Annotated in this window: 19 protein-coding genes and 1 riboswitch; of the genes, 9 read left to right on the top strand and 10 right to left on the bottom strand. The window is 75.3% G+C overall.

Translation table 11 applies throughout. The features are described from left to right. Positions 1-177 precede the first annotated feature (177 nt). The 4 genes from ACWGKI_RS18145 to ACWGKI_RS18130 all read left to right on the top strand — a co-directional run bounded on the left by ACWGKI_RS18145 (position 178) and on the right by ACWGKI_RS18130 (position 3,927). Positions 178-891, top strand: coding sequence for an ABC transporter ATP-binding protein (locus tag ACWGKI_RS18145; RefSeq protein ID WP_452188862.1), 714 nt, complete (start codon positions 178-180; stop codon positions 889-891). Further along, positions 891-1,814, top strand: a complete 924-nt coding sequence (locus ACWGKI_RS18140) for a hypothetical protein (RefSeq protein WP_452188860.1) — start codon at positions 891-893, stop codon at positions 1,812-1,814. Before ACWGKI_RS18145 ends, ACWGKI_RS18140 begins: the two co-directional genes overlap by 1 nt. A 128-nt stretch (positions 1,815-1,942) precedes the next feature. Beyond that, a complete protein-coding gene (locus ACWGKI_RS18135) occupies positions 1,943-3,271 on the top strand; it encodes a sensor histidine kinase (protein WP_452188858.1) in 1,329 nt (442 codons plus the stop codon). Then, positions 3,268-3,927, top strand: coding sequence for a response regulator (locus ACWGKI_RS18130; RefSeq protein ID WP_452188856.1), 660 nt, complete (start codon positions 3,268-3,270; stop codon positions 3,925-3,927). The genes ACWGKI_RS18135 and ACWGKI_RS18130 overlap by 4 nt, the downstream gene beginning before the upstream one ends. Before the next feature lie 32 nt (positions 3,928-3,959). Here ACWGKI_RS18130 and ACWGKI_RS18125 read toward each other — a convergent pair whose 3' ends face one another. Next, the gene (locus tag ACWGKI_RS18125) at positions 3,960-5,930 is read right to left on the bottom strand and encodes a DUF5107 domain-containing protein (RefSeq protein ID WP_452188854.1); all 1,971 of its coding nucleotides are present in this window, start codon (positions 5,928-5,930) and stop codon (positions 3,960-3,962) included. 85 nt (positions 5,931-6,015) lie between these two features. After that, positions 6,016-6,603, bottom strand: coding sequence for a TetR/AcrR family transcriptional regulator (locus tag ACWGKI_RS18120; RefSeq protein WP_380243689.1), 588 nt, complete (start codon positions 6,601-6,603; stop codon positions 6,016-6,018). Positions 6,604-6,710: 107 nt separating this feature from the next. Here ACWGKI_RS18120 and ACWGKI_RS18115 point away from each other — a divergent pair, with 107 nt between their 5' ends. Further along, positions 6,711-7,097, top strand: coding sequence for a DUF1304 domain-containing protein (locus ACWGKI_RS18115; RefSeq protein ID WP_380243690.1), 387 nt, complete (start codon positions 6,711-6,713; stop codon positions 7,095-7,097). Positions 7,098-7,146: 49 nt separating this feature from the next. Next, the gene (locus tag ACWGKI_RS18110) at positions 7,147-8,163 is read left to right on the top strand and encodes an NADP-dependent oxidoreductase (protein WP_452188852.1); all 1,017 of its coding nucleotides are present in this window, start codon (positions 7,147-7,149) and stop codon (positions 8,161-8,163) included. Between the two features lie 4 nt (positions 8,164-8,167). On the opposite strand, the gene ACWGKI_RS18105 is transcribed toward ACWGKI_RS18110, so the two are convergent. The 4 genes from ACWGKI_RS18105 to ACWGKI_RS18090 form a co-directional block, all read right to left on the bottom strand. Further along, entirely contained in the window at positions 8,168-8,899 is a 732-nt protein-coding gene (locus ACWGKI_RS18105; RefSeq protein WP_452188850.1) for a class I SAM-dependent methyltransferase, read from the bottom strand. 55 nt (positions 8,900-8,954) lie between these two features. Next, positions 8,955-9,440 carry a hypothetical protein gene (locus tag ACWGKI_RS18100; protein WP_380243694.1) on the bottom strand — a complete coding sequence of 162 codons (486 nt, stop codon included), beginning with the start codon at positions 9,438-9,440 and terminating at the stop codon, positions 8,955-8,957. Between the two features lie 64 nt (positions 9,441-9,504). After that, entirely contained in the window at positions 9,505-10,731 is a 1,227-nt protein-coding gene (locus ACWGKI_RS18095) for an O-succinylhomoserine sulfhydrylase (protein WP_452188864.1), read from the bottom strand. Between the two features lie 41 nt (positions 10,732-10,772). Then, positions 10,773-11,246: a rhodanese-like domain-containing protein gene (locus tag ACWGKI_RS18090; protein ID WP_452188848.1), complete on the bottom strand. Its 474-nt coding sequence runs from the start codon at positions 11,244-11,246 to the stop codon at positions 10,773-10,775. 264 nt (positions 11,247-11,510) lie between these two features. Between ACWGKI_RS18090 and ACWGKI_RS18085 the strand changes: the two genes are divergently transcribed. Further along, on the top strand, positions 11,511-11,702 hold the full coding sequence (locus tag ACWGKI_RS18085; RefSeq protein ID WP_380243696.1) for a hypothetical protein: 192 nt from the start codon (positions 11,511-11,513) through the stop codon (positions 11,700-11,702). 37 nt (positions 11,703-11,739) lie between these two features. On the opposite strand, the gene ACWGKI_RS18080 is transcribed toward ACWGKI_RS18085, so the two are convergent. Next, entirely contained in the window at positions 11,740-12,210 is a 471-nt protein-coding gene (locus ACWGKI_RS18080; RefSeq protein WP_452188846.1) for an N-acetyltransferase family protein, read from the bottom strand. Positions 12,211-12,317: 107 nt separating this feature from the next. Beyond that, a riboswitch (SAM riboswitch) is annotated at positions 12,318-12,433 on the top strand. Between the two features lie 34 nt (positions 12,434-12,467). Between ACWGKI_RS18080 and ACWGKI_RS18075 the strand changes: the two genes are divergently transcribed. Next, complete coding sequence (locus ACWGKI_RS18075; RefSeq protein ID WP_452188844.1) at positions 12,468-13,928, top strand: aminotransferase class V-fold PLP-dependent enzyme; 1,461 nt, start codon at positions 12,468-12,470, stop codon at positions 13,926-13,928. Positions 13,929-13,996: 68 nt separating this feature from the next. Here ACWGKI_RS18075 and ACWGKI_RS18070 read toward each other — a convergent pair whose 3' ends face one another. Together ACWGKI_RS18070 and ACWGKI_RS18065 are read right to left on the bottom strand one after the other, a co-directional pair. Next, on the bottom strand, positions 13,997-14,170 hold the full coding sequence (locus ACWGKI_RS18070; RefSeq protein ID WP_380243699.1) for a CsbD family protein: 174 nt from the start codon (positions 14,168-14,170) through the stop codon (positions 13,997-13,999). An 83-nt stretch (positions 14,171-14,253) separates the two neighbouring features. Next, a complete protein-coding gene (locus ACWGKI_RS18065; protein WP_452188842.1) occupies positions 14,254-15,729 on the bottom strand; it encodes an amidase in 1,476 nt (491 codons plus the stop codon). An 84-nt stretch (positions 15,730-15,813) separates the two neighbouring features. Between ACWGKI_RS18065 and ACWGKI_RS18060 the strand changes: the two genes are divergently transcribed. Next, a complete protein-coding gene (locus ACWGKI_RS18060) occupies positions 15,814-16,380 on the top strand; it encodes a GNAT family N-acetyltransferase (protein ID WP_452188840.1) in 567 nt (188 codons plus the stop codon). Positions 16,381-16,395: 15 nt separating this feature from the next. On the opposite strand, the gene ACWGKI_RS18055 is transcribed toward ACWGKI_RS18060, so the two are convergent. Further along, positions 16,396-17,316, bottom strand: coding sequence for an LLM class flavin-dependent oxidoreductase (locus tag ACWGKI_RS18055; protein WP_452188838.1), 921 nt, complete (start codon positions 17,314-17,316; stop codon positions 16,396-16,398). Between the last annotated feature and the right edge of the window lie 131 nt (positions 17,317-17,447).

The raw sequence follows: 17,447 nt of genomic DNA, 5'->3' as shown, positions 1-17,447 counted from the left end.
GGTGGTTGTTCCCTTTCTCAGGCCTCTTCACGTGAACAACCACCTGTTCGGCACGGCGGGCGGGTTCCTCCAAAAGGCGCAACGCAGGTTCCGCCCTCCGCCTCAAGACCCGCCCGCGCCGGCACGGAAGGCTCGCAGGTGTCGGCACAGCACGCCGGCACGACGAGGGAGGGGCGGATGACCACCATCCGGATCGACGGGCTGCACAAGTCCTACCGCGGCTTCGAGGCCGTGCACGACGTCGGGTTCACGGCCGCGCCGGGGCGCGTGGTGGGGCTGCTGGGCCCCAACGGCGCAGGCAAGAGCACGACGCTGCAGGTGCTGCTCGGCCTGACGCGCGCGGACGCGGGCACGGCCACGTTCGACGGCCGCCGCTACGCCGACCTGGAGCACCCGGCGCAGGTGGTCGGTGCGCTGCTGGACGCGGGCGGCCTGCACCCCGGGCGGACGGGCCGCGACCACCTGCGCGTGCAGGCCGCCGCGTCGCGCCTGCCCGCCGACCGGGTCGCGGCGGCGCTCTCCGCCGTCGGCATGACGCCCGCCGCGGACCGTCGCGTGCGTACCTACTCGCTCGGGATGCGGCAGCGGCTCGGCATCGCGACCGCCCTGCTCGGCCGGCCCCGCGTGCTGGTGCTCGACGAGCCCGCCAACGGCCTCGACCCCGCCGGGATGCGGTGGCTGCGCGAGCTGCTGCGCGCGTTCGCCGACGACGGCGGCACCGTGCTCCTGGCCAGCCACGTGCTCGCGGAGGTCGCGCAGGTGGCCGACGACCTGGTCGTCATCGGCCAGGGCCGCGTCGTCGCGGCCGGGCCGATGGCCGAGCTCGTCACCGACCGGAGCCTCGAGGACGTCTACCTCGACCTCACCGCCGCCACCGAAGGAGTGCGCTGATGTCCCTCGCCGTGTTCAGGGCCGAGCTGCTCAAGCTGCGCACCACCCGGACGCCGTGGGTCGTCGCCGCGGTCGCGGCCGCCGGCATGGTGCTCACCCAGGTCCTCACGCTCGTGCTGCCCCGCACCCTGCGCACGATCGAGGCGCTGAGCGGGTCCGACGCCGGCCTCCACGTCGGGGTCCAGGCCCCGCCGGACGTCACGGCCGACGTCATGTCCACCCTCGCGGCGGCGACGGACCTCGGCACCCCCGAGGCTCAGCGGGCGCTGCTCGACCTCCTGGGCGGCGGCCCCGGGTCCGGGTCCAGCGGGGTCACCGCGCTGTGCATGCTCCTGCTCGGGGCGCTCGCGGCCACCACCGACTTCCGGACCGGCGGCATCGTGCCGACCGCGCTCGCAGTGCCGGACCGGCTGCGGATCCTCGCGGGCAAGGCAGGGGCGACGGCGACGGCGGCGCTCGTCGTCGGCGCGGTGCTGGCGCTGGTGACGGCGGTCGGGCTGGTCCTCGCCGTGACGACCACGCCGGGAGCCGCTCTGGCGATCGGCCCGGGGGAGGCGCTCGCGGTGTGGGCGCGAGGGCTCGCCGTCATGGTCCTGCTCTCCTGGCTGGGGCTGGGCGTCGGTACCCTCGTGCGGGGGCAGGTCGCGGCGGTCGTCGTGGTCGTGGCGCTGTCCCTCGTGGAACCGATGGTCCAGGCCGCCGCGCTCGTCCTCACGGGCGGCGCGACGACGGCGACGTCGTGGCTGCCGATCACCCTCGGCTCCCTCGCGTCGGCGGGACAGGGCGCAGCCCAGCTGTTCGGTGCGACGTCGGACGCCGGGGCGGGCGTCGGCGCCGCAGCGGCGCTGGCCGGGCTGCTCGCCTGGGCGGCCGTGCTGCTGGTCGTCGCGGGAGCGGTGTTCCGCCGCCGCGACCTGGCCTGACCGCGGTCCCTGCAGAACCTGCACGCGCATGCCGCCCCGCCGCACGGACGTCGTACCGTGTGCCGGGGCGACATGCCGGAAGTGACATCCACACCGCCCCGTCCGCTCTCGACCCTGACGGAGGACCTGTGCTCGACGCGCTGCGACGGCGGCTCGACGCCTGGGGCGTCCGGACGGCCACGAGCCGCGACGCGCTGCTGGGCGCGGTGGTCAGCGTCGTGTCCGTGGCCCTCTTCCTCGCCGTCCTCCAGGTCGTGTCCTCGGGGCTCGGGGAGACGCTCGGGGCGAGCGCGTCGACCGACTCGATGAGCACGGGCGCGCGGGTGGCCGCGTGCGTCGTCCTCGTGGGGCAGTCGATGGCGCTGACGCTGCGCCGCCGCTGGCCCGTGCTGTGCCTGGCGCTCACCCTGCTGGGCCAGCTCGCGCTCGCCCCGCTGCTCCCGCCGTTCGTGAACTTCCAGGCACCGGCAGGTCTCGTCGCCGCGTACTCCGTCGGCGTGCACGCCCCGCGGCGGCCCGCCCTGGGTGCGGCGGCGGGTGCCGCCGTCGTGCAGGTGCTGCTCGGCTACGTGCTCGGCGGGCCGGCGACGGCGGCCGAGCTCGGCGTGCCGGTGGCGACGCAGCTGTGGGGCGGTCTCGTGTCCGCGCTCGTCACCTACCTGGGCGCCGCCCTCGTGGGGGCGTACCTCGGCACGCGCCGGGAGCTGCTGGCCCAGCTGCGGGCGCGGGTGGCGCAGGCGGAGCGCGAGCGCGAGGCGCTCGCGGCCCAGGCGGTGCTCGCCGAGCGCGGCCGCATGGCCCGCGAGCTGCACGACGTCGCGGCGCACCACCTGTCCGGGATCGTCGTGCAGGCCGCCGCCGCGGAGCGGCTCGTGGACGGCGACCCGGAGCGTGCGCGGGAGTCGCTGCGGTGGATCCGGGCGCAGGGCCGCGAGACGCTGGAGAACCTGCGGCTCGTCGTCGGCATCCTGCGCGACACCGGGACGGGCGACGACGTGGCGCCGTCGGCCCCGCAGCCCACGCTGGCGGACGTGCCCGCGCTGCTCGACCTCGCCCGCAGCACCGGCACCCGGGTCCAGGAGACGCGGCGCGGCGAGCCGTTCGACCTGCCGCCCACGGCGCAGCTCACCGTGTACCGGGTGCTGCAGGAGTCGCTCGCGAACGCCCGCCGGCACGCGCCGGGCAGCGCCGTCGACGTGGAGACGGCGTACGACGAGGACGGGCTGGAGGTCACCGTCCGCAACGGGCGCGGCGACCTGTCCGCGGTGTCGCCTGCCGACGGGGCGGACGACGTCCCCGGCCACGGCGTCATCGGCATGACGGAGCGGGCGGAGCTGGTCGGCGGTCGCCTCTCGGCGCGGCGCACGTCCGTCGGCGGCTGGCAGGTGCGGCTGACCCTGCCGCGCTCCGACGACGCCGGGGCCCCGGCAGCACGCGTGGCGCAGGAGGCCCGGTGACGCGCGTCGTGCTGGTCGACGACCAGGCCGTGGTGCGCGCCGGGTTCACGGTGATCCTCGAGAGCGAGGGCCTGGAGGTGGTGGGCGAGGCCTCGAACGGGGCGGACGCCGTCCGGGTCGCTCGGCGCGAACGGCCCGACGTCGTGTGCATGGACGTGCGGATGCCTGGCGGGGACGGCATCACCGCGACGCGCGAGCTCGCCGGCCCCGGGGTCGCCGAGCCGGTGCCCGTGCTGGTGGTGAGCACCTTCGACCTCGACGACTACGTCTTCGGGGCGCTCGAGGCCGGCGCGTCCGGCTTCCTCCTCAAGGACGCCGAGCCGGACGTGCTCGTCGACGCCGTGCGTCGCGTCGCCGCCGGGGACGGTCTGGTGGACCAGACCCTGACCCGCCGCGTCATCGACGAGTTCGCGCGCCGCCGCGGCCCGGTGTCGCCCGACGCGGCCGCGGTCGGCCTCCTCACCGGCCGGGAGCGGGAGATCGTCGCGCTGCTGTGCCGCGGGTCGTCGAACGCCGAGATCGCGGCGGCCCTGTTCCTCGAGCCCAGCACGGTGAAGTCGCACCTCAGTCGGATCATGACCAAGACCGGCGCCCGCGACCGCGTGCAGCTGGTCGTGTGGGCGTACGACGCCGGCCTCGTCGTGCCCGGAGCCTGACGGCGGTCAGCCGTTGCCGGCGTCCGTGATCGTCAGGAGGTCGGGGCGTGGCCGTGCATCGAGAAGTCGAGCCGCTCGGGCAGCGGCGCGCCACCGGCCGCCCGCTCCCAGAGCGCGGCGACGAGCGACTCGCCCTCGCGCAGGTTGGCGGGGACGACGTCGTCCGTCTCGAGCACGCGCCGGGCCGCGAGCCGCTCGTCCAGGCCGAGCAGCGCCTCGACCTCCGCGAGCCGGAACCGTGCCCGCTCGGACCGCGTGGCGCGGGCGGGCGGCTGCCGGGACGCGTCGCGTGCGAGGTTCCGGGCCCGGTCGTGGCGTCCGGCGTCGAGCAGGGCACGCAGCGTCTCCAGCACGAGGGCGGGTCGCTCGGCGGAGTCCGGGCCGGCGAGCGCGAGGGCCGCGTCGAGCTCGCGGACGGCGGTGTCGACGTCTCCCCGCCGCCGGGCGACGTGGGCGAGCGCCCGGTGCGCGGCGGCGCTCGGCGCGGCGTCCAGGGATGCGACCAGGTGCCGTCGTGCGGCCTCCGGGTCCCCGTCCACGTGCTCGAGGACGCCGAGGTGGTAGTGGGCGAAGGCGCCGCCGTCGCGGGCGGCCTCGGCGAGCCGGTCACGCCAGTGGCGGCCGCGCACGTGCGCGCGGGCGTCGACGGTCGTGGGGACGTGGCCACCGGTGACGAGCGCCTGCCACGGGCGGTGCGGCCCGTCGGCGACGTCGGGGAACGGCGTCGCGGTCTCGTCGACCCAGCCCGCGGGGCCGCGCAGCAGGGCCTCGACGTGCCCCCAGCCGGACCCGACGGCGACGATCGCGCCCGGGGCCCGGCGGGCCGCCCGCGCCAGCGCGTCGTCGAGGGCGGCGAGCGCCGCGGCGTCGACGCGCGCCGAGGCCGCGGACTCGGCGCGGGCGAGGCCGTCCTCGGGGTCGGTGGACGGCGGCACGGGCCCCACGTCGACGCCGCCGAGCACCTCCGTCCACGACCACTCCTCCCGCCCGCCCAGCTCGAGGTACTCGAACTGGGTGGGGGCGAGGCCCGCCTGGATCTCGGCGTAGCGCCCGCCGCCCGGCGAGAGCCACTCCTGCCAGTGCTGCGAGCCGCGGCCCGTGCCCCAGCAGAACAGCTTGCACGCGGCCAGCCGGGGGGTGCTGGCGTGGATCAGGCCGCGTCCCGTCGGCGCCACCGCCATGACCCAGGGGACGTCGGTGCCGCGGCAGTCGACGAAGTAGTCGGCCGCGTCGGCGTGGCGACCCGGGCGGGTGATGTCGACGTCGCCTCGCCACGGAGCCGTGATCCCCGTGAGGCCTGCGGTGTAGTCGGAGAGGTAGGTGGTGCGCGAGGCGGCGAAGACCCGCGTGTCGTCCTCCTCGGGCACGGCGACGTTGGTCCACCAGTAGATCGGTACCGGGGTGTCCGCCGGGTTGGTCAGGCGCACGTGCACCGCGAGCATCGTCGCCTCGTGGCCCAGGTGGACGTCGATCTGGAGCACGACGCCTCGCACCCGCTCGAGCTCCCACATCCGGAGCCCGGGCGCGCCGTCCGGGCCGGTCACGACAGCCGCGTGCAGCGGCGAGCACGTCGTGGGCGAGTGCCCGCGGGTCCCGATATTGAACTCGACACCCCCGGCGAACCACGCGTCGCGCAGCGCGAGGTTGGCGGGCTGCAGCACCCGGTTCGCGTAGACCAGGTCCGTACCCGTGGGGACGTCGACGAGCGACCAGACCCGCCCGCCGAGCGCCGGTACGACGGTCGCCCGCAGGTGCTCGTTCTCCAGCACGACGACGTCGAGGCGGCCCGGCGTCCGCTGCCGGTCGTAGTCGGACTGCGGGTGGTACGGGTACACCCACGGCGGTGGTGCGGCCTCGACCCGGTCGGCGACGTCTGCCGGCACGGTGTCGCGGTCCGGGGCGAGGACGGGCACCGCCTCCGGTGCGAGCGCCGGGAACGGGCCCTCCGCACCGAGCGTCGCGACGGGCAGCTCCATCGTCTCGTGCCGCAGGGTCGTGGTCATCGGCGTCCTCCCGGGATGCTGGCCACGCGTCGCCGTCGAGCGCGTCCGCCGCGGCACGAGCATCCCATGCGCCGGCCGCGGAGCGTCAGGCGCCGGCGTCCTCGACCAGGGCGACGGCGGTGTCCAGGCAGTGCAGGGCGCTGGGCGGGTCGACCCGCACGAGGGTGAACGCGCTGATCACCAGAGCCGTGCAGACGTCAGCGAGCCGGGCCGCCTCGGAGCTCTGCGCAGGGGGGAGGGCGGCCGCGACCCCGCGGGCGAGGGCGTCGTGCAGCTCGGCGCGGTAGTCGGCCACGGTCTGGCGGACGGCGTCGTCGCGGGCCAAGGGCGAGCTGGACGTGTTGACGAGCAGGCAGCCCGAGGTCCCCTGGACCTCGTCCGCCCGGGCGAGCGCGGCGCGCAGGTCCGTGAGGTAGGAGCGCAGGGCCCCGGGAGGGACGGGGTCGGCGACGAGGGGACGCAGGCGGGGCCGGACGACCTCGTCGAGGTAGCTCTGCACGGCGGCGTCGAACAGCCCACGCTTGGAGCCAAAGGCGTGGTAGATGCTCGACCGGTTCAGCCCGGTGGCCTGTTCGAGGGCGGGCACGGACGCCTCGGCGTAGCCGTCGCGCCAGAAGACCTCGCGGGCGGCGCGGACCGCGTGCTCGGTCTCGAACCCCTGCGTCCTGCCCATCGTGCCTCCCGGTTTGTGGAACGGTCGGTGCAACTCTATGTTGTAAACCGAACGTTTCAGAAAACGGCCGGCGTCGGGTCACCCGACGGGCAGACAAGGAGCCTCGGATGATCGTCACGGGACTGGTCCTGGCGGGAGTCGCCGCCGCGCTCCACGTGTACATCTTCTGGCTCGAGTCGCTCGCGTGGACCACGCCCCGGGCGCGCGCCACGTTCGGCACCACCGAGGCTGAGGCCGCCGCGACGCGTGAGCTCGCCTTCAACCAGGGCTTCTACAACCTGTTCCTCGCCGTCGTGAGCGCGGTCGGCATCGTCCTCGTCGCGGTCGGCTCCACCGCCGCCGGCGCGGCGCTCGTGCTCGCCGGGACGGGAAGCATGCTGGCCGCCGCCCTCGTCCTGTTCCTGTCCTCGCCCGACAAGCGTGGCGCGGCGCTCAAGCAGGGCACCGTGCCGCTGCTCGCCGTCGTCGCGCTCGTCGTCGGGCTCGCGTCCTGACCGGGCGCCACCGTTCCCTCCCTGCACCGGAAAGAAGGCTCTGCCCCGCATGTCCTCGATCGTCTCCACCCAGGTCCAGCTCGCCGCCCGCCCCACCGGGTGGCCCGCACCGGACGACTTCCGCACCGTCCAGGTCACCTACGGGGACCTGGAGCCCGGCCAGGTGCGCGTGGCCAACGAGTTCGTCTCCGTCGACCCGTACATGCGCGGCCGGATGAACGACGTCAAGAGCTACGTGCCGCCCTTCGCGCTCGGGGAGACCATGACCGGCGGTGCGGTCGGACGCGTCGTCGAGTCCGCGTCCGACGACGTCCCGGTGGGCGCGGTGGTGCTGCACCAGCACGGCTGGCGCGACGTGGTGCAGGAGGACGCGCGCGGCTTCCAGGTCGTGCCGGAGCTGCCGGGCGCGCCGCTGTCGCTGCACCTGGGCATCCTCGGCATGACGGGGCTCACGGGCTACGTCGGCCTCACCGCGATCGCGGGCATGCAGCAGGGTGACACCGTCTTCGTCTCGGGGGCTGCCGGCGCGGTCGGCACGGCGGCGGGCCAGATCGCGCGGCTGCTCGGCGCCGGACGGGTGGTCGGCTCCGCCGGGTCGCCGGAGAAGGTCGACCTCCTCACGTCCAAGTACGGGTACGACGCCGCCCTGAACTACAAGGACGCGCCGGTGCGCGAGCAGCTCCCGGCCCTCGTGCCCGACGGGGTCGACGTCTTCTTCGACAACGTCGGCGGCGACCACCTCACCGCCGCGCTCGACGTCATGAACGACGGCGGCCGCGTCGCGCTGTGCGGCGCCATCGCCGGCTACAACACCACCGACCGGCTGCCCGGCCCGGACAACATGCCGAACCTCATCACCCGCGGGCTGCGCCTGCAGGGCTTCACCCTCGGTGGCTACCTCCACCACGCCGCGGAGTACCGCGAGCTCATGAGCGGCTGGTTCGCCGACGGGAAGGTCGCCTACGACGAGACCGTCGTCGACGGCATCGAGAACGCGCCGCAGGCGTTCATCGACATGATGCGTGGCGCCAACACCGGCAAGATGATCGTCCGCACGGCGTCCTGAGCGGTCAGCCCCGCTCGGCCGCCCGGGCCACGAACACCCACTCGAGCCCCGGGCGGTCGGGCGCGTCGCGCACCTGCTCGACGACGTAGCCGGCGTCCTCCAGCGACGTGGTGAGCTCGTCGTGGTCGCGGAAGCGCAGCGTGGAGTCGGAGTGCAGCACGCGTCCGTCGGCCAGGACCGTCGTGTCGTGGAAGGTCACCAGCGCGCCGGCGACGTCCGTCACCTCGGTCCACGACTCCACGACGCCGAAGCCCGGCACGTCCGCGCGCACGAAGGTCCGCTCACGCGTCCAGCCCTCCCACGCGCGCCGCGCGGGGTCGCGGGTCTCGAACACCAGGTGCCCGCCGGGCGCCAGCGCGGCACGGACACCGCGGAGGGTCGCCGCCCAGTCGTCGTCGGTGCGGAAGACCTGCGTGACGTTCGCCGTCATGGTCGCGAGGTCCACCTCCAGGGGCGGGAGGGCGGTGGCGTCCCCGTGCAGCCAGCGCACCCGCTCGGCGCCGGGCTTGCCACGCGCGACGTCGAGCGACGCGCCCGCCGGGTCCACGCCCACGACGTCGAACCCCTGCGCGGCGAGCAGGACGGCGAACGTGCCGGTGCCGCAACCGACGTCGAGCACGCGGCGCGCCCCGAGCTGGCGCGCGAGCTCCACGTAGGCGTCGAGGTCGCTGCGGTCCGGGTCCAGCGGGTCGTAGAGCCGGGCCAAGGTGGGGTCGGCGAAGATCGCGTCGGGCACAGGTCGACCGTAGGCGCCACCCGTGCCGGCGACCAGAGAATTCCTCGTGCCCGGTTCAGCGCAGCCGGGTGTGCGTCATGACCCAGTTCACCGGCGCCCAGCTGTCGCCGCCGTCGAACGAGAAGTCCTGCTCCCACCGCGGGTGGTCCGTGGCGGTGTCGAGCCAGCGGAAGCGCGCGAGCAGCGTGCGGCCGTCGTGCTCGAAAGGGCCGACGAAGACGCCGACACCGTCCGTGAACCGTCCCTCGACCGGCGGGTCGAGCTCGCCAGGGTTGCTGGTCGACGCCCACCAGATCCGCCACACGTCCCGCGCGGGGTCGTAGAGCCGCAGGCTGTGACCGCTGAAGCGCGTCCCGTCCGGCAGGGTGCCCGCCGTGTCGTCCGCGTTGCCCAGCCCGTCGAGGATGTGGGCGACGGTCGCCTCGGTCTCGAACTCGGTCCAGGTGTCCGAGGGGCCCGCCGGGTTCAAGGAGTCGCCGCGGCGGCGGTGGCGCACCCCCCAGGCTCCGACGAGGAAGTCGAAGTCGTGCATCGAGCCCATGAGTCCTCCAGGTCGAGAGAGCGTCAGGAGCCCATCGTGGGGGGTGCCGCCGACACGGCGGACCTCAGGCGTGCAGGGCCTGCTCGACGTCCTCGACGATGTCGCGGGGGTCCTCCAGCCCGATCGACAGCCGCACGGTGGTCTCGGCGATGCCGACCTTGGCGCGGCCCTCGGGGCCGAGCTTGCGGTGGGTGGTGGTGGCGGGGTGCGTGATGATCGACTTCGCGTCGCCGAGGTTGTTGGAGATGTCGACGATCTGGAGGGCGTCGAGGAAGGCGAACGTGCGCTTCTTCGCCGCCTCCGGGTCGGTCCCCTCCGGGACGGCGAGGTCGAACGTCACGACCGTGCCGCCGCCGGACTGCTGCGACCGTGCGAGCTCGTGCTGCGGGTGCGACGGCAGGTACGGGTAGCGCACGGTCGCGATCTGGTCGAGGCTCTCGAGGGTCGTGGCGATCTCCAGCGCGGCGGCGTTCTGCGCGCGCACGCGCAGGTCGAGCGTCTCCAGGCCCTTGGCCAGCACCCAGGCGTTGAACGGGCTGAGCGACGGGCCGGTGTTGCGGATGAAGGTCTGGACCGGGCCCTCGAGGAACTCCTTCGGCCCGAGGATCGCCCCGCCCAGCACGCGGCCCTGGCCGTCGATGTGCTTGGTCGCCGAGTAGACGACGATGTCGGCCCCGAGCGTCAGCGGCTGCTGCAGGATCGGCGTGGCGAACACGTTGTCCACCACGACCTGCGCGCCGGCGGCGTGCGCCAGCTCGGCCACGCGCCGCACGTCGACGAGGTCCTGCATGGGGTTGGACGGCGACTCGAAGAAGACGACGTCGGCCGGCGTGGCCAGCGCCTCCTCCCACTGGGACAGCACGTGGCCGTCCACGTAGTCGACCCGCACGCCCCACTTCGCGAGGATCTCCTCGTAGATGACGTTCGTGGAGCCGAACAGGGCGCGCGCGGAGACGATGCGCGACCCGCTGGAGACCAGCGCGGCGAGCGTCGTGAAGACCGCCGACATGCCGGAGGCCGTCGCGTAGCAGGCCTCCGCGCCCTCCAGCAGCCGCAGCCGCTCCTCGAACGTGTGCACCGTCGGGTTGCCGTACCGGGAGTAGATGAAGCGGGACAGGTCGCCCGTGAACGACGCCTCCGCGTCGGCCGCCGTGTCGTACACGTATCCCTGCGTGAGGAACAGCGCCTCCGACGTCTCCTGGTACTCCGAGCGGCGGTGCCCGCCGCGGACGGCGAGCGTCGCGGGCCGGGCGGTCGCGGGCAGAGGTCCGCGGCCGGAGCCGCCGTGCACGACGTCGTCGGCGGCCGGGCCCGTGGGGATGCCGGCGGCGCTCACGCGCGGACCCCGGTCGCCGGGGCGTCGTCGGCGTAGGTGCGCCAGGGCAGGCCGCGCACCTTCCAGCCCTCGCGGTCGCGGACGCCGTCGAAGCCGGGGCCGCCCTCGAAGCCCTCGAGCACGTTGTACGCCGGTCCGAGGCCGGCCGACGTGGCGAGGCGGGCGGCGCCGATCGAGCGCTGGCCCGAGCGGCACAGGAAGACGACGGGTGCGCCCGCGCTCAGGCCCGCGGCGGCGAGGTCGGCGAGAAATCCGGGGTTCGGGCGTCCGCCGGCCTGCACCCACTCCACGAACACGGCCGGCGCTCCGGCTGCGGTCGTGTCGGGCACGCCGATCGCCCGCCACTCGCCCTCGGTGCGCACGTCCACGAGGACGGCGGCCGGGTCGGCGGCGAGCAGGTCCCACGCCTGCTGCGGGGTGAGGTCGCCGGCGTAGCCGTCGGCGGGGCGGGGGTCGATCTGGGGCGTCATCGCGTTCCTCCCATCGGTCGTGGCGGTAGCACCCTCGTCCGGCCCGTCCGTCGCCACCAGGGCGACGACCGGCCCGCGGGTTGCTGCGGCGTCGACGTGCCACGTCACTCGGCCGCTCGGGATGGTCGTGGCGATCGTACGACAGCTGTCCGCGTGGTGGTCACGCGTCTCGCGACGCGAGCCGAGCCGCCATGCTCCCGGCGCGCACGGGTCAAAGATGGGTAAAGTGATAGCGACTTCTCCCGCCGGAGCGGAAGGCCCACCATGAAGATCGTCGACACCGTCAGGCAGTGGTTCCACCGGGAACGGCCGGAGCCGCTGGAACGGCCGCGCGACCTGCCTCCGCGACCCGCGCGCGGGCGCCCGCACGACGGGTCGTACCCGCACGAGGGGCCGTACCCCCAGGGCGCCGACAACGTGCTCGGCTGGCGCGACGGCGGGGGCGGGGCGTTCTGACCGGGGACGCGCGCCCGGGCGTGGCGCGCGACGACGCTCAGCCGAGCGGCAGGACGTAGCCGAGGAACTCGTCGTCGCGCACGAAGCCCTCGTCCTCGTACAGCGACTGCGCCCGGGAGTTGGTCCGCGCGGTGCTCAGGGCCACGTGCCGCGCGCCGGCCGCGCGGGCGGCGTCCGCCACGGCGCGCACGAGGGCGCGGCCCGCGCCGGTCCCGCGCGCGGCCGGGTCGACGAACAGGTCGTTGAGCGTCCACGTGAGCCGGAGGCCGAGCGAGGAGAACGTGGGGTAGACCTGCGCGAGCCCGACGGCCTGGTCGCCGGACTCCGCGAGGAACAGCACGCTCTCGCCGGCCTCGAGCCGTGCCGCGAGGAAGGCCCGCGCCCGCTCCGGCGGGTGCGTGGTGCCGTAGAAGTCGAGGTAGCCGAGGAACAGTGGCAGGGCGACGTCGACGTCGGACGCCGCGGCACGGCGCACGGTGAGCGGGGCCGGGGGGAGTGCGGAGACCATGCCCGGACTGTGGCGGGCGCCGGCCCCCGCCGCCAGGTGGTGACCGCATCGTGAGAAAGGCGTCCCATCGCTTGACGACGCCTCGCGGCGCCCGCACGATAGCCACAGGTCATGAGCGCCAGCGCGAAGCCCCGGCTCGCTGGCCGGCAACCCTCCTCTCGCGGCGGGGTGCCCCGGGTGACGACCTGGCCCCGCGCCGTCCGGCGTCGGGCAAGCGCGGGGAGCCACCTCCCCGGCACGACCGAGGAGGACCACGCATGACCACGCTCGCCACCGCGCCCGCCCCGGCGCCCACCACGCCCGCTCCGGCACCCACCGCCCCGCCCGTGCACGACGTCGCGCCCGTGCTGCCCGTCGTCGGCGCGGACACGCTCGTGCCGCTCGTCGACGGCCGCCAGGTGCCGTACGCCAACCTCGACGTCGCGGCGTCGGCCCCCGCGCTGCAGGCCGTCGCCGACCGCGTCGCTCGCGTGCTGCCGCTGTACGCCAGCGTGCACCGCGGCGCCGGCTACCTCTCGCAGGTCTCCACCGCGCTCTACGAGACCGCCCGCCGCACGATCGGGGCGTTCGTGGGCGCGCGCGACGACGACCTCACGATCGTCACCCGCAACACCACGGACTCGCTCAACCTGCTCGCCGGCTGCGTACCCGCCGACCCGGCGACGGGCGAGCCGGGACGCGTCCTCGTGCTCGACATCGAGCACCACGCCAACCTCCTGCCCTGGCAGCGCGTCACCGACGCGACCGTCGTCGCGGGCGGACCGTCCGTCGCCGCGACGCTGGCCGAGATCCAGGACGAGCTCGCCGCCGGCGTGGCCACCGGCCGCCCCTACGCCCTCCTCGCCCTCACCGGCGCGTCCAACGTCACGGGCGAGGCGCTGCCCGTCGCCGACGTCGTCGCCGCGGCGCACGGCGCGGGCGCCCGGGTCGTGCTCGACGGCGCGCAGCTGGTACCGCACCGCCGCTTCTCGCTAGCGGGCACCGGCGTCGACTACGTCGCCTTCTCCGGGCACAAGACCTACGCCCCGTTCGGTGCCGGCGCCCTCGTCGGCCGCCGCGACTGGCTCGACGCGGGCACGCCGTACCTCGCCGGCGGTGGCGCCGTCCGCCGGGTGCGCGCCGCGAGCACCGACTGGCACGAGGGCCCGGCCCGGCACGAGGCCGGCTCGCCCAACGTCGTGGGCGCCGTCGCGCTCGCGGCGGCGTGCGACGAGCTCGCGGGCCTGGACGAGCGCGCCGCCACGGAGCACGAGGACGCCCTGCGCCGCCGCCTGGTCGACGGGCTGGAGGCGATCGACCGCGTCGATGTCGTGCACGTGTGGGACGACGCCGTCGACCCCGTGGGGGTCGTCACCTTCACCGTCGCCGGCTACGACCCCGGCCTGGTCGCCGCGTACCTGTCGGCCGAGCACGGCATCGGCGTGCGGGACGGGCGCTTCTGCGCGCACCCGCTGCTCGGTCGCCTCGGGTTCGACGCCGGGGCGGTGCGGGCGTCGGTCGGGCTCGGGACCGCGGGCGAGGAGGTCGAGCGGCTCGTCGGCGCCGTGCGCTCTCTCGTCGTCGACGGGCCGCAGGCGCAGTACGACGTGGTGGACGGCCTGTGGGTCGTCGTCGGCGATCCGCGTCCCGTGCCCGACGGGTCCGGGCTGGAGGGCCTGCTCGCCACCGCCGCGCTGGGCGCCGACGAGGCGTTCGGCTGCCTCCCCGACGACGTCTGACCGAGCCTGCCTACGGGCATGACGACGGGGCGCCACCCGCGTGGTGACGCCCCGTCGTCGTGGGCGGGTCAGCCCTTGAAGGCGTCCTTCGTGTCGTCGCCCGCCTGCTTGAGGTTCGCGCTGGACTGCTGAGCCTTGCCCTCGGCCTCTTTCTTCTCGTTGTCGGTGAGCTTGCCCGCTGCCTCCTTGACCTTGCCCTCGCCCTCTTCCGCGAGGTGCTTGGCCTTGTCTCCCAGTCCCATCGGGGCTCCTTCCGTCGAACGAACTACCTCAGGTCTCGACGCTAGGTCTGCTCGTGGGTGCTCGCACGCGGAGGCGCCGACGCTCACCAGACCGGTGGGTGGCGGTCCGCCCAGCGCAGCCGGTCCTCGAGCTGGGCGGCGATCGCGAGCAGCGTGGTCTCGCCACCGGGCCGCCCGATCAGCTGGACACCCATCGGCAGGCCGTCGTCGGTCCAGCGCGTGGGTACCGTGATCGCGGGCAGGCCGGCCACGTTGAGCATCGACGTCCAGGGCGTGTACTGGCACTGCTGCTCGAAGTTGCGCTCGGGGTCCTCGGGGTCGAACCAGCCCACCGGTCGGGGGGTCAGGGCCAGCGCGGGGGTCACGACGGCGTCGAACCGCGACACCTGCGCCACCAGCCGGCGCTCGAACGCGGTGAGTGCCCGCAGCGCCTCGGCGAGCTGCCGCGCGGGCACCTCGCGGCCGCGGCCGATCAGCCAGCGGGTGAGCGGCTCCAGCCGGGCGAGCCGCTCCGGGTCGTCGAGCGGCACCGCGGAGGCGCCCGCCATCCACAGGGTCCGGAAGGCGGGGCCGTACGTCGGGGCCGGTTCGAGCGCCAGGCCCTCGACCTCGTGCCCGAGGCCGGTGAGGGCCCCGACACCCGCGTCGAGCGCGGCCCGCGCGGCGTCCGACGTCGTGATCTCGTAGAAGTCGTCCCACGCGGAGTCCGTGGTGACGCCCACGCGGAACCGGCCCTGGACGTCCTCGCCGCCGCTGCCCGCCACCTCGCCACGCCGCGCCGCCGCCAGGTAGTCGCCGGCGCGCGCGGACGGCGCGCGGAGGGTCAGGGGGTGGGCCACCCGGCCGTCGGGCGTCCAGCTGAGCATGCCCTCGAGCAGCAGCGCGGTGTCCTCGGTCGTGCGGGCGAGGGGTCCGTTCACCACGAGCCCGCCCAGGGACTCCTGCCCCGACCCGGCGGGGACCAGGCCGCGGCTCGGCTTCAGCCCGACGACGCCGCACGCGGCCGCGGGGATGCGGACGGACCCACCACCGTCCGACCCGGCCGCGCACGGCAGCAGCCCGGCCGCGACCGCCACGGCCGCGCCCCCGCTCGACCCGCCCGCCCCGAGGCGCAGGTCCCACGGGTTGCGGGCCACCGGCCCGGCGAGCGGCTCGGTGTAGGCGGGGAAGCCGAGCTCGGGGGCGGTCGTGCGGCCGAGGCTGACCATGCCGGCGGCGTCGAGCACCTCGACGATCTCGTCGCTCACCGGCGGGACGACGGCGTCGGCACCGGAGAAGGCGCGCGAGCCGAACCCGGCGGGGACGCCGGCCCGCATCCACAGGTCCTTGTCGCCGCCCGGCAGCCCCCACAGGAGTGCCCGGCCGTGCGCGCCGTCGTGCTCGAGCACGGCGGCCCGCTCGCGCGCCGCCGCGGGCGTGACGGTGACGAAGGCGCCCAGGTCGGGGTTGGCGCGCTCGATCCGCGCCAGGTAGTGGTCGGCCACCTCGGTGGGGGTGAGCTCTCCCGAGCGCAGGTGCTCGCGGAGCCGGGCGGCCGTCATCTCGTGCAGGGCGTCCATGCCCCCATCCTGCGCCGAACCCGGGCGACGTTCGGGATGCGGTCGGTGTCCGGACGTCGTGCCGGGTTCGGCGAGGATGGGCGGGTGACCCACGACCTCGTCCTCGCCGGACACGGCGTCCGGCTCGAGCCGCTCGGCCCGCAGCACGCCGCCCCACTGCTCCCCCTGGTGGATGCCGACCTCTGGTTCGGCATGACGTCGCCCGTCCCCACCTCGGTGGCCGACCTGGAGGCCTGGATCGAGGCGGGCGTCGCCACGCCCGGGACGACGGCGTTCGTCGTGCTCGGCGACGACGGCACGGTCCGCGGGTCCACCCGTTACTACGACCTCGCTCCCGGGCCCGGGCGCGTGGAGATCGGCACCACGTTCTACGGGCGCGCCTGGTGGGGCGGCACCACGAACCCGGCGTGCAAGCTGCTCCTGCTGCGGCACGCGTTCGACGTGTGGGGGCTGCGGCGGGTCGCGCTGCGCGCGGACGCCCGCAACACCCGGTCGTGCGCCGCCATCCAGCGCCTCGGCGCGAAGCCGGAAGGGGTGCTGCGCAAGCACCGGGTCGCCGCCGACGGCACGGTCGGGGACACCGCGTACTTCTCGATCGTCGACGACGAGTGGCCCGACGTCCGCGCGGGGCTCGAGGCGCGTCTGGCGTAGCCCTCCGCGCGGGCGTCACCGCAGCAGCGGGGCCACCTCCTGGCCGAGGAACGCCGCGAAGCCGTCGAGGTCCGGCTCGTCCAGGGTCGGCTGCACCACCACGGTGGAGACGCCGAGGTCGGCGTACCGGCGCAGGCCCTCGGCGACCTCCTCGGCGGAGCCCCACGTCGCGTGGTCGGCGAGGGTCTCGTCGGACGACGCGTCGACGTCCCACCGCGCCAGGGAGCGGCGCAACCGGTCGGCCGCCCCGGCGCCGGTGGCGACCTGCGCGAAGGCGACCGTCCGGAACGGGTGCTCGGCGTCCGGGCCGGAGTCGCCGACCGGTGGCAGGCCGGCGGCGGCACGGCCCTCGTCGAGCAGCGCGACGGCGTGTCTCGCTCCCGAGACGCCGGTGTCGCCGTCGATGACGACGCCTTGGGCGACCTCGCCGACCAGCCGCAGCGTCTTCGGCCCCTTCGCCGCGGCGAGCACCGGGGGAGCGGAGGCGGGCGGCCAGTCGAGGGCGACGTCCTGCAGGGTGACGTAGCGGCCCGACGTCGTGACGCGCTCGCCGGCCAGCAGGGCCCGCAACGCGGTGACCTGCTCGCGCATGAGCGTCAGCGGAGAAGCGACGCGCGCCCCGACCTGCCCCATCCAGTCCTGCACGCCGTGCCCGACGCCGGGCAGGAACCGGCCGGGGAACATGCCGTCGAGCGTCGCCGTCTCCATCGCCGTGAGCGCGACGTTCCGCAACGGCAGCGGCATGACACCGATCCCGACGGTCAGCCGATCGGTGGCGGACAGCATCGCCGCCGCAGCGCTGGGGCCGGACTCGAGGAAGCAGTCCTCCCACAGCCACACCTCGTCGAGGCAGGCAGCCTCCGCCGTGCGGGCGAACGGGACGAACCGCGAGGGCGGGTTGCCGTAGGGGGCGAGGATGCAGCCGAGGGTCACCATGCGCCGATCCTGCCGCAACCCGCGCGCCGAGGTAGTACGAGAGGTGCCGAGGTAGTACGAGAGGTGCCGAGGTAGCACGAGAGGTGCCGAGGTAGCACGAGAGGTGCCGAGGTAGTGGACTACCTCGGCAC

The sequence above is a fragment of the Isoptericola sp. NPDC055881 genome (genome assembly GCF_053615895.1).
Note: the sequence above shows the minus strand (reverse complement) of the source record. Positions and strands in the feature narration are given on the sequence as shown.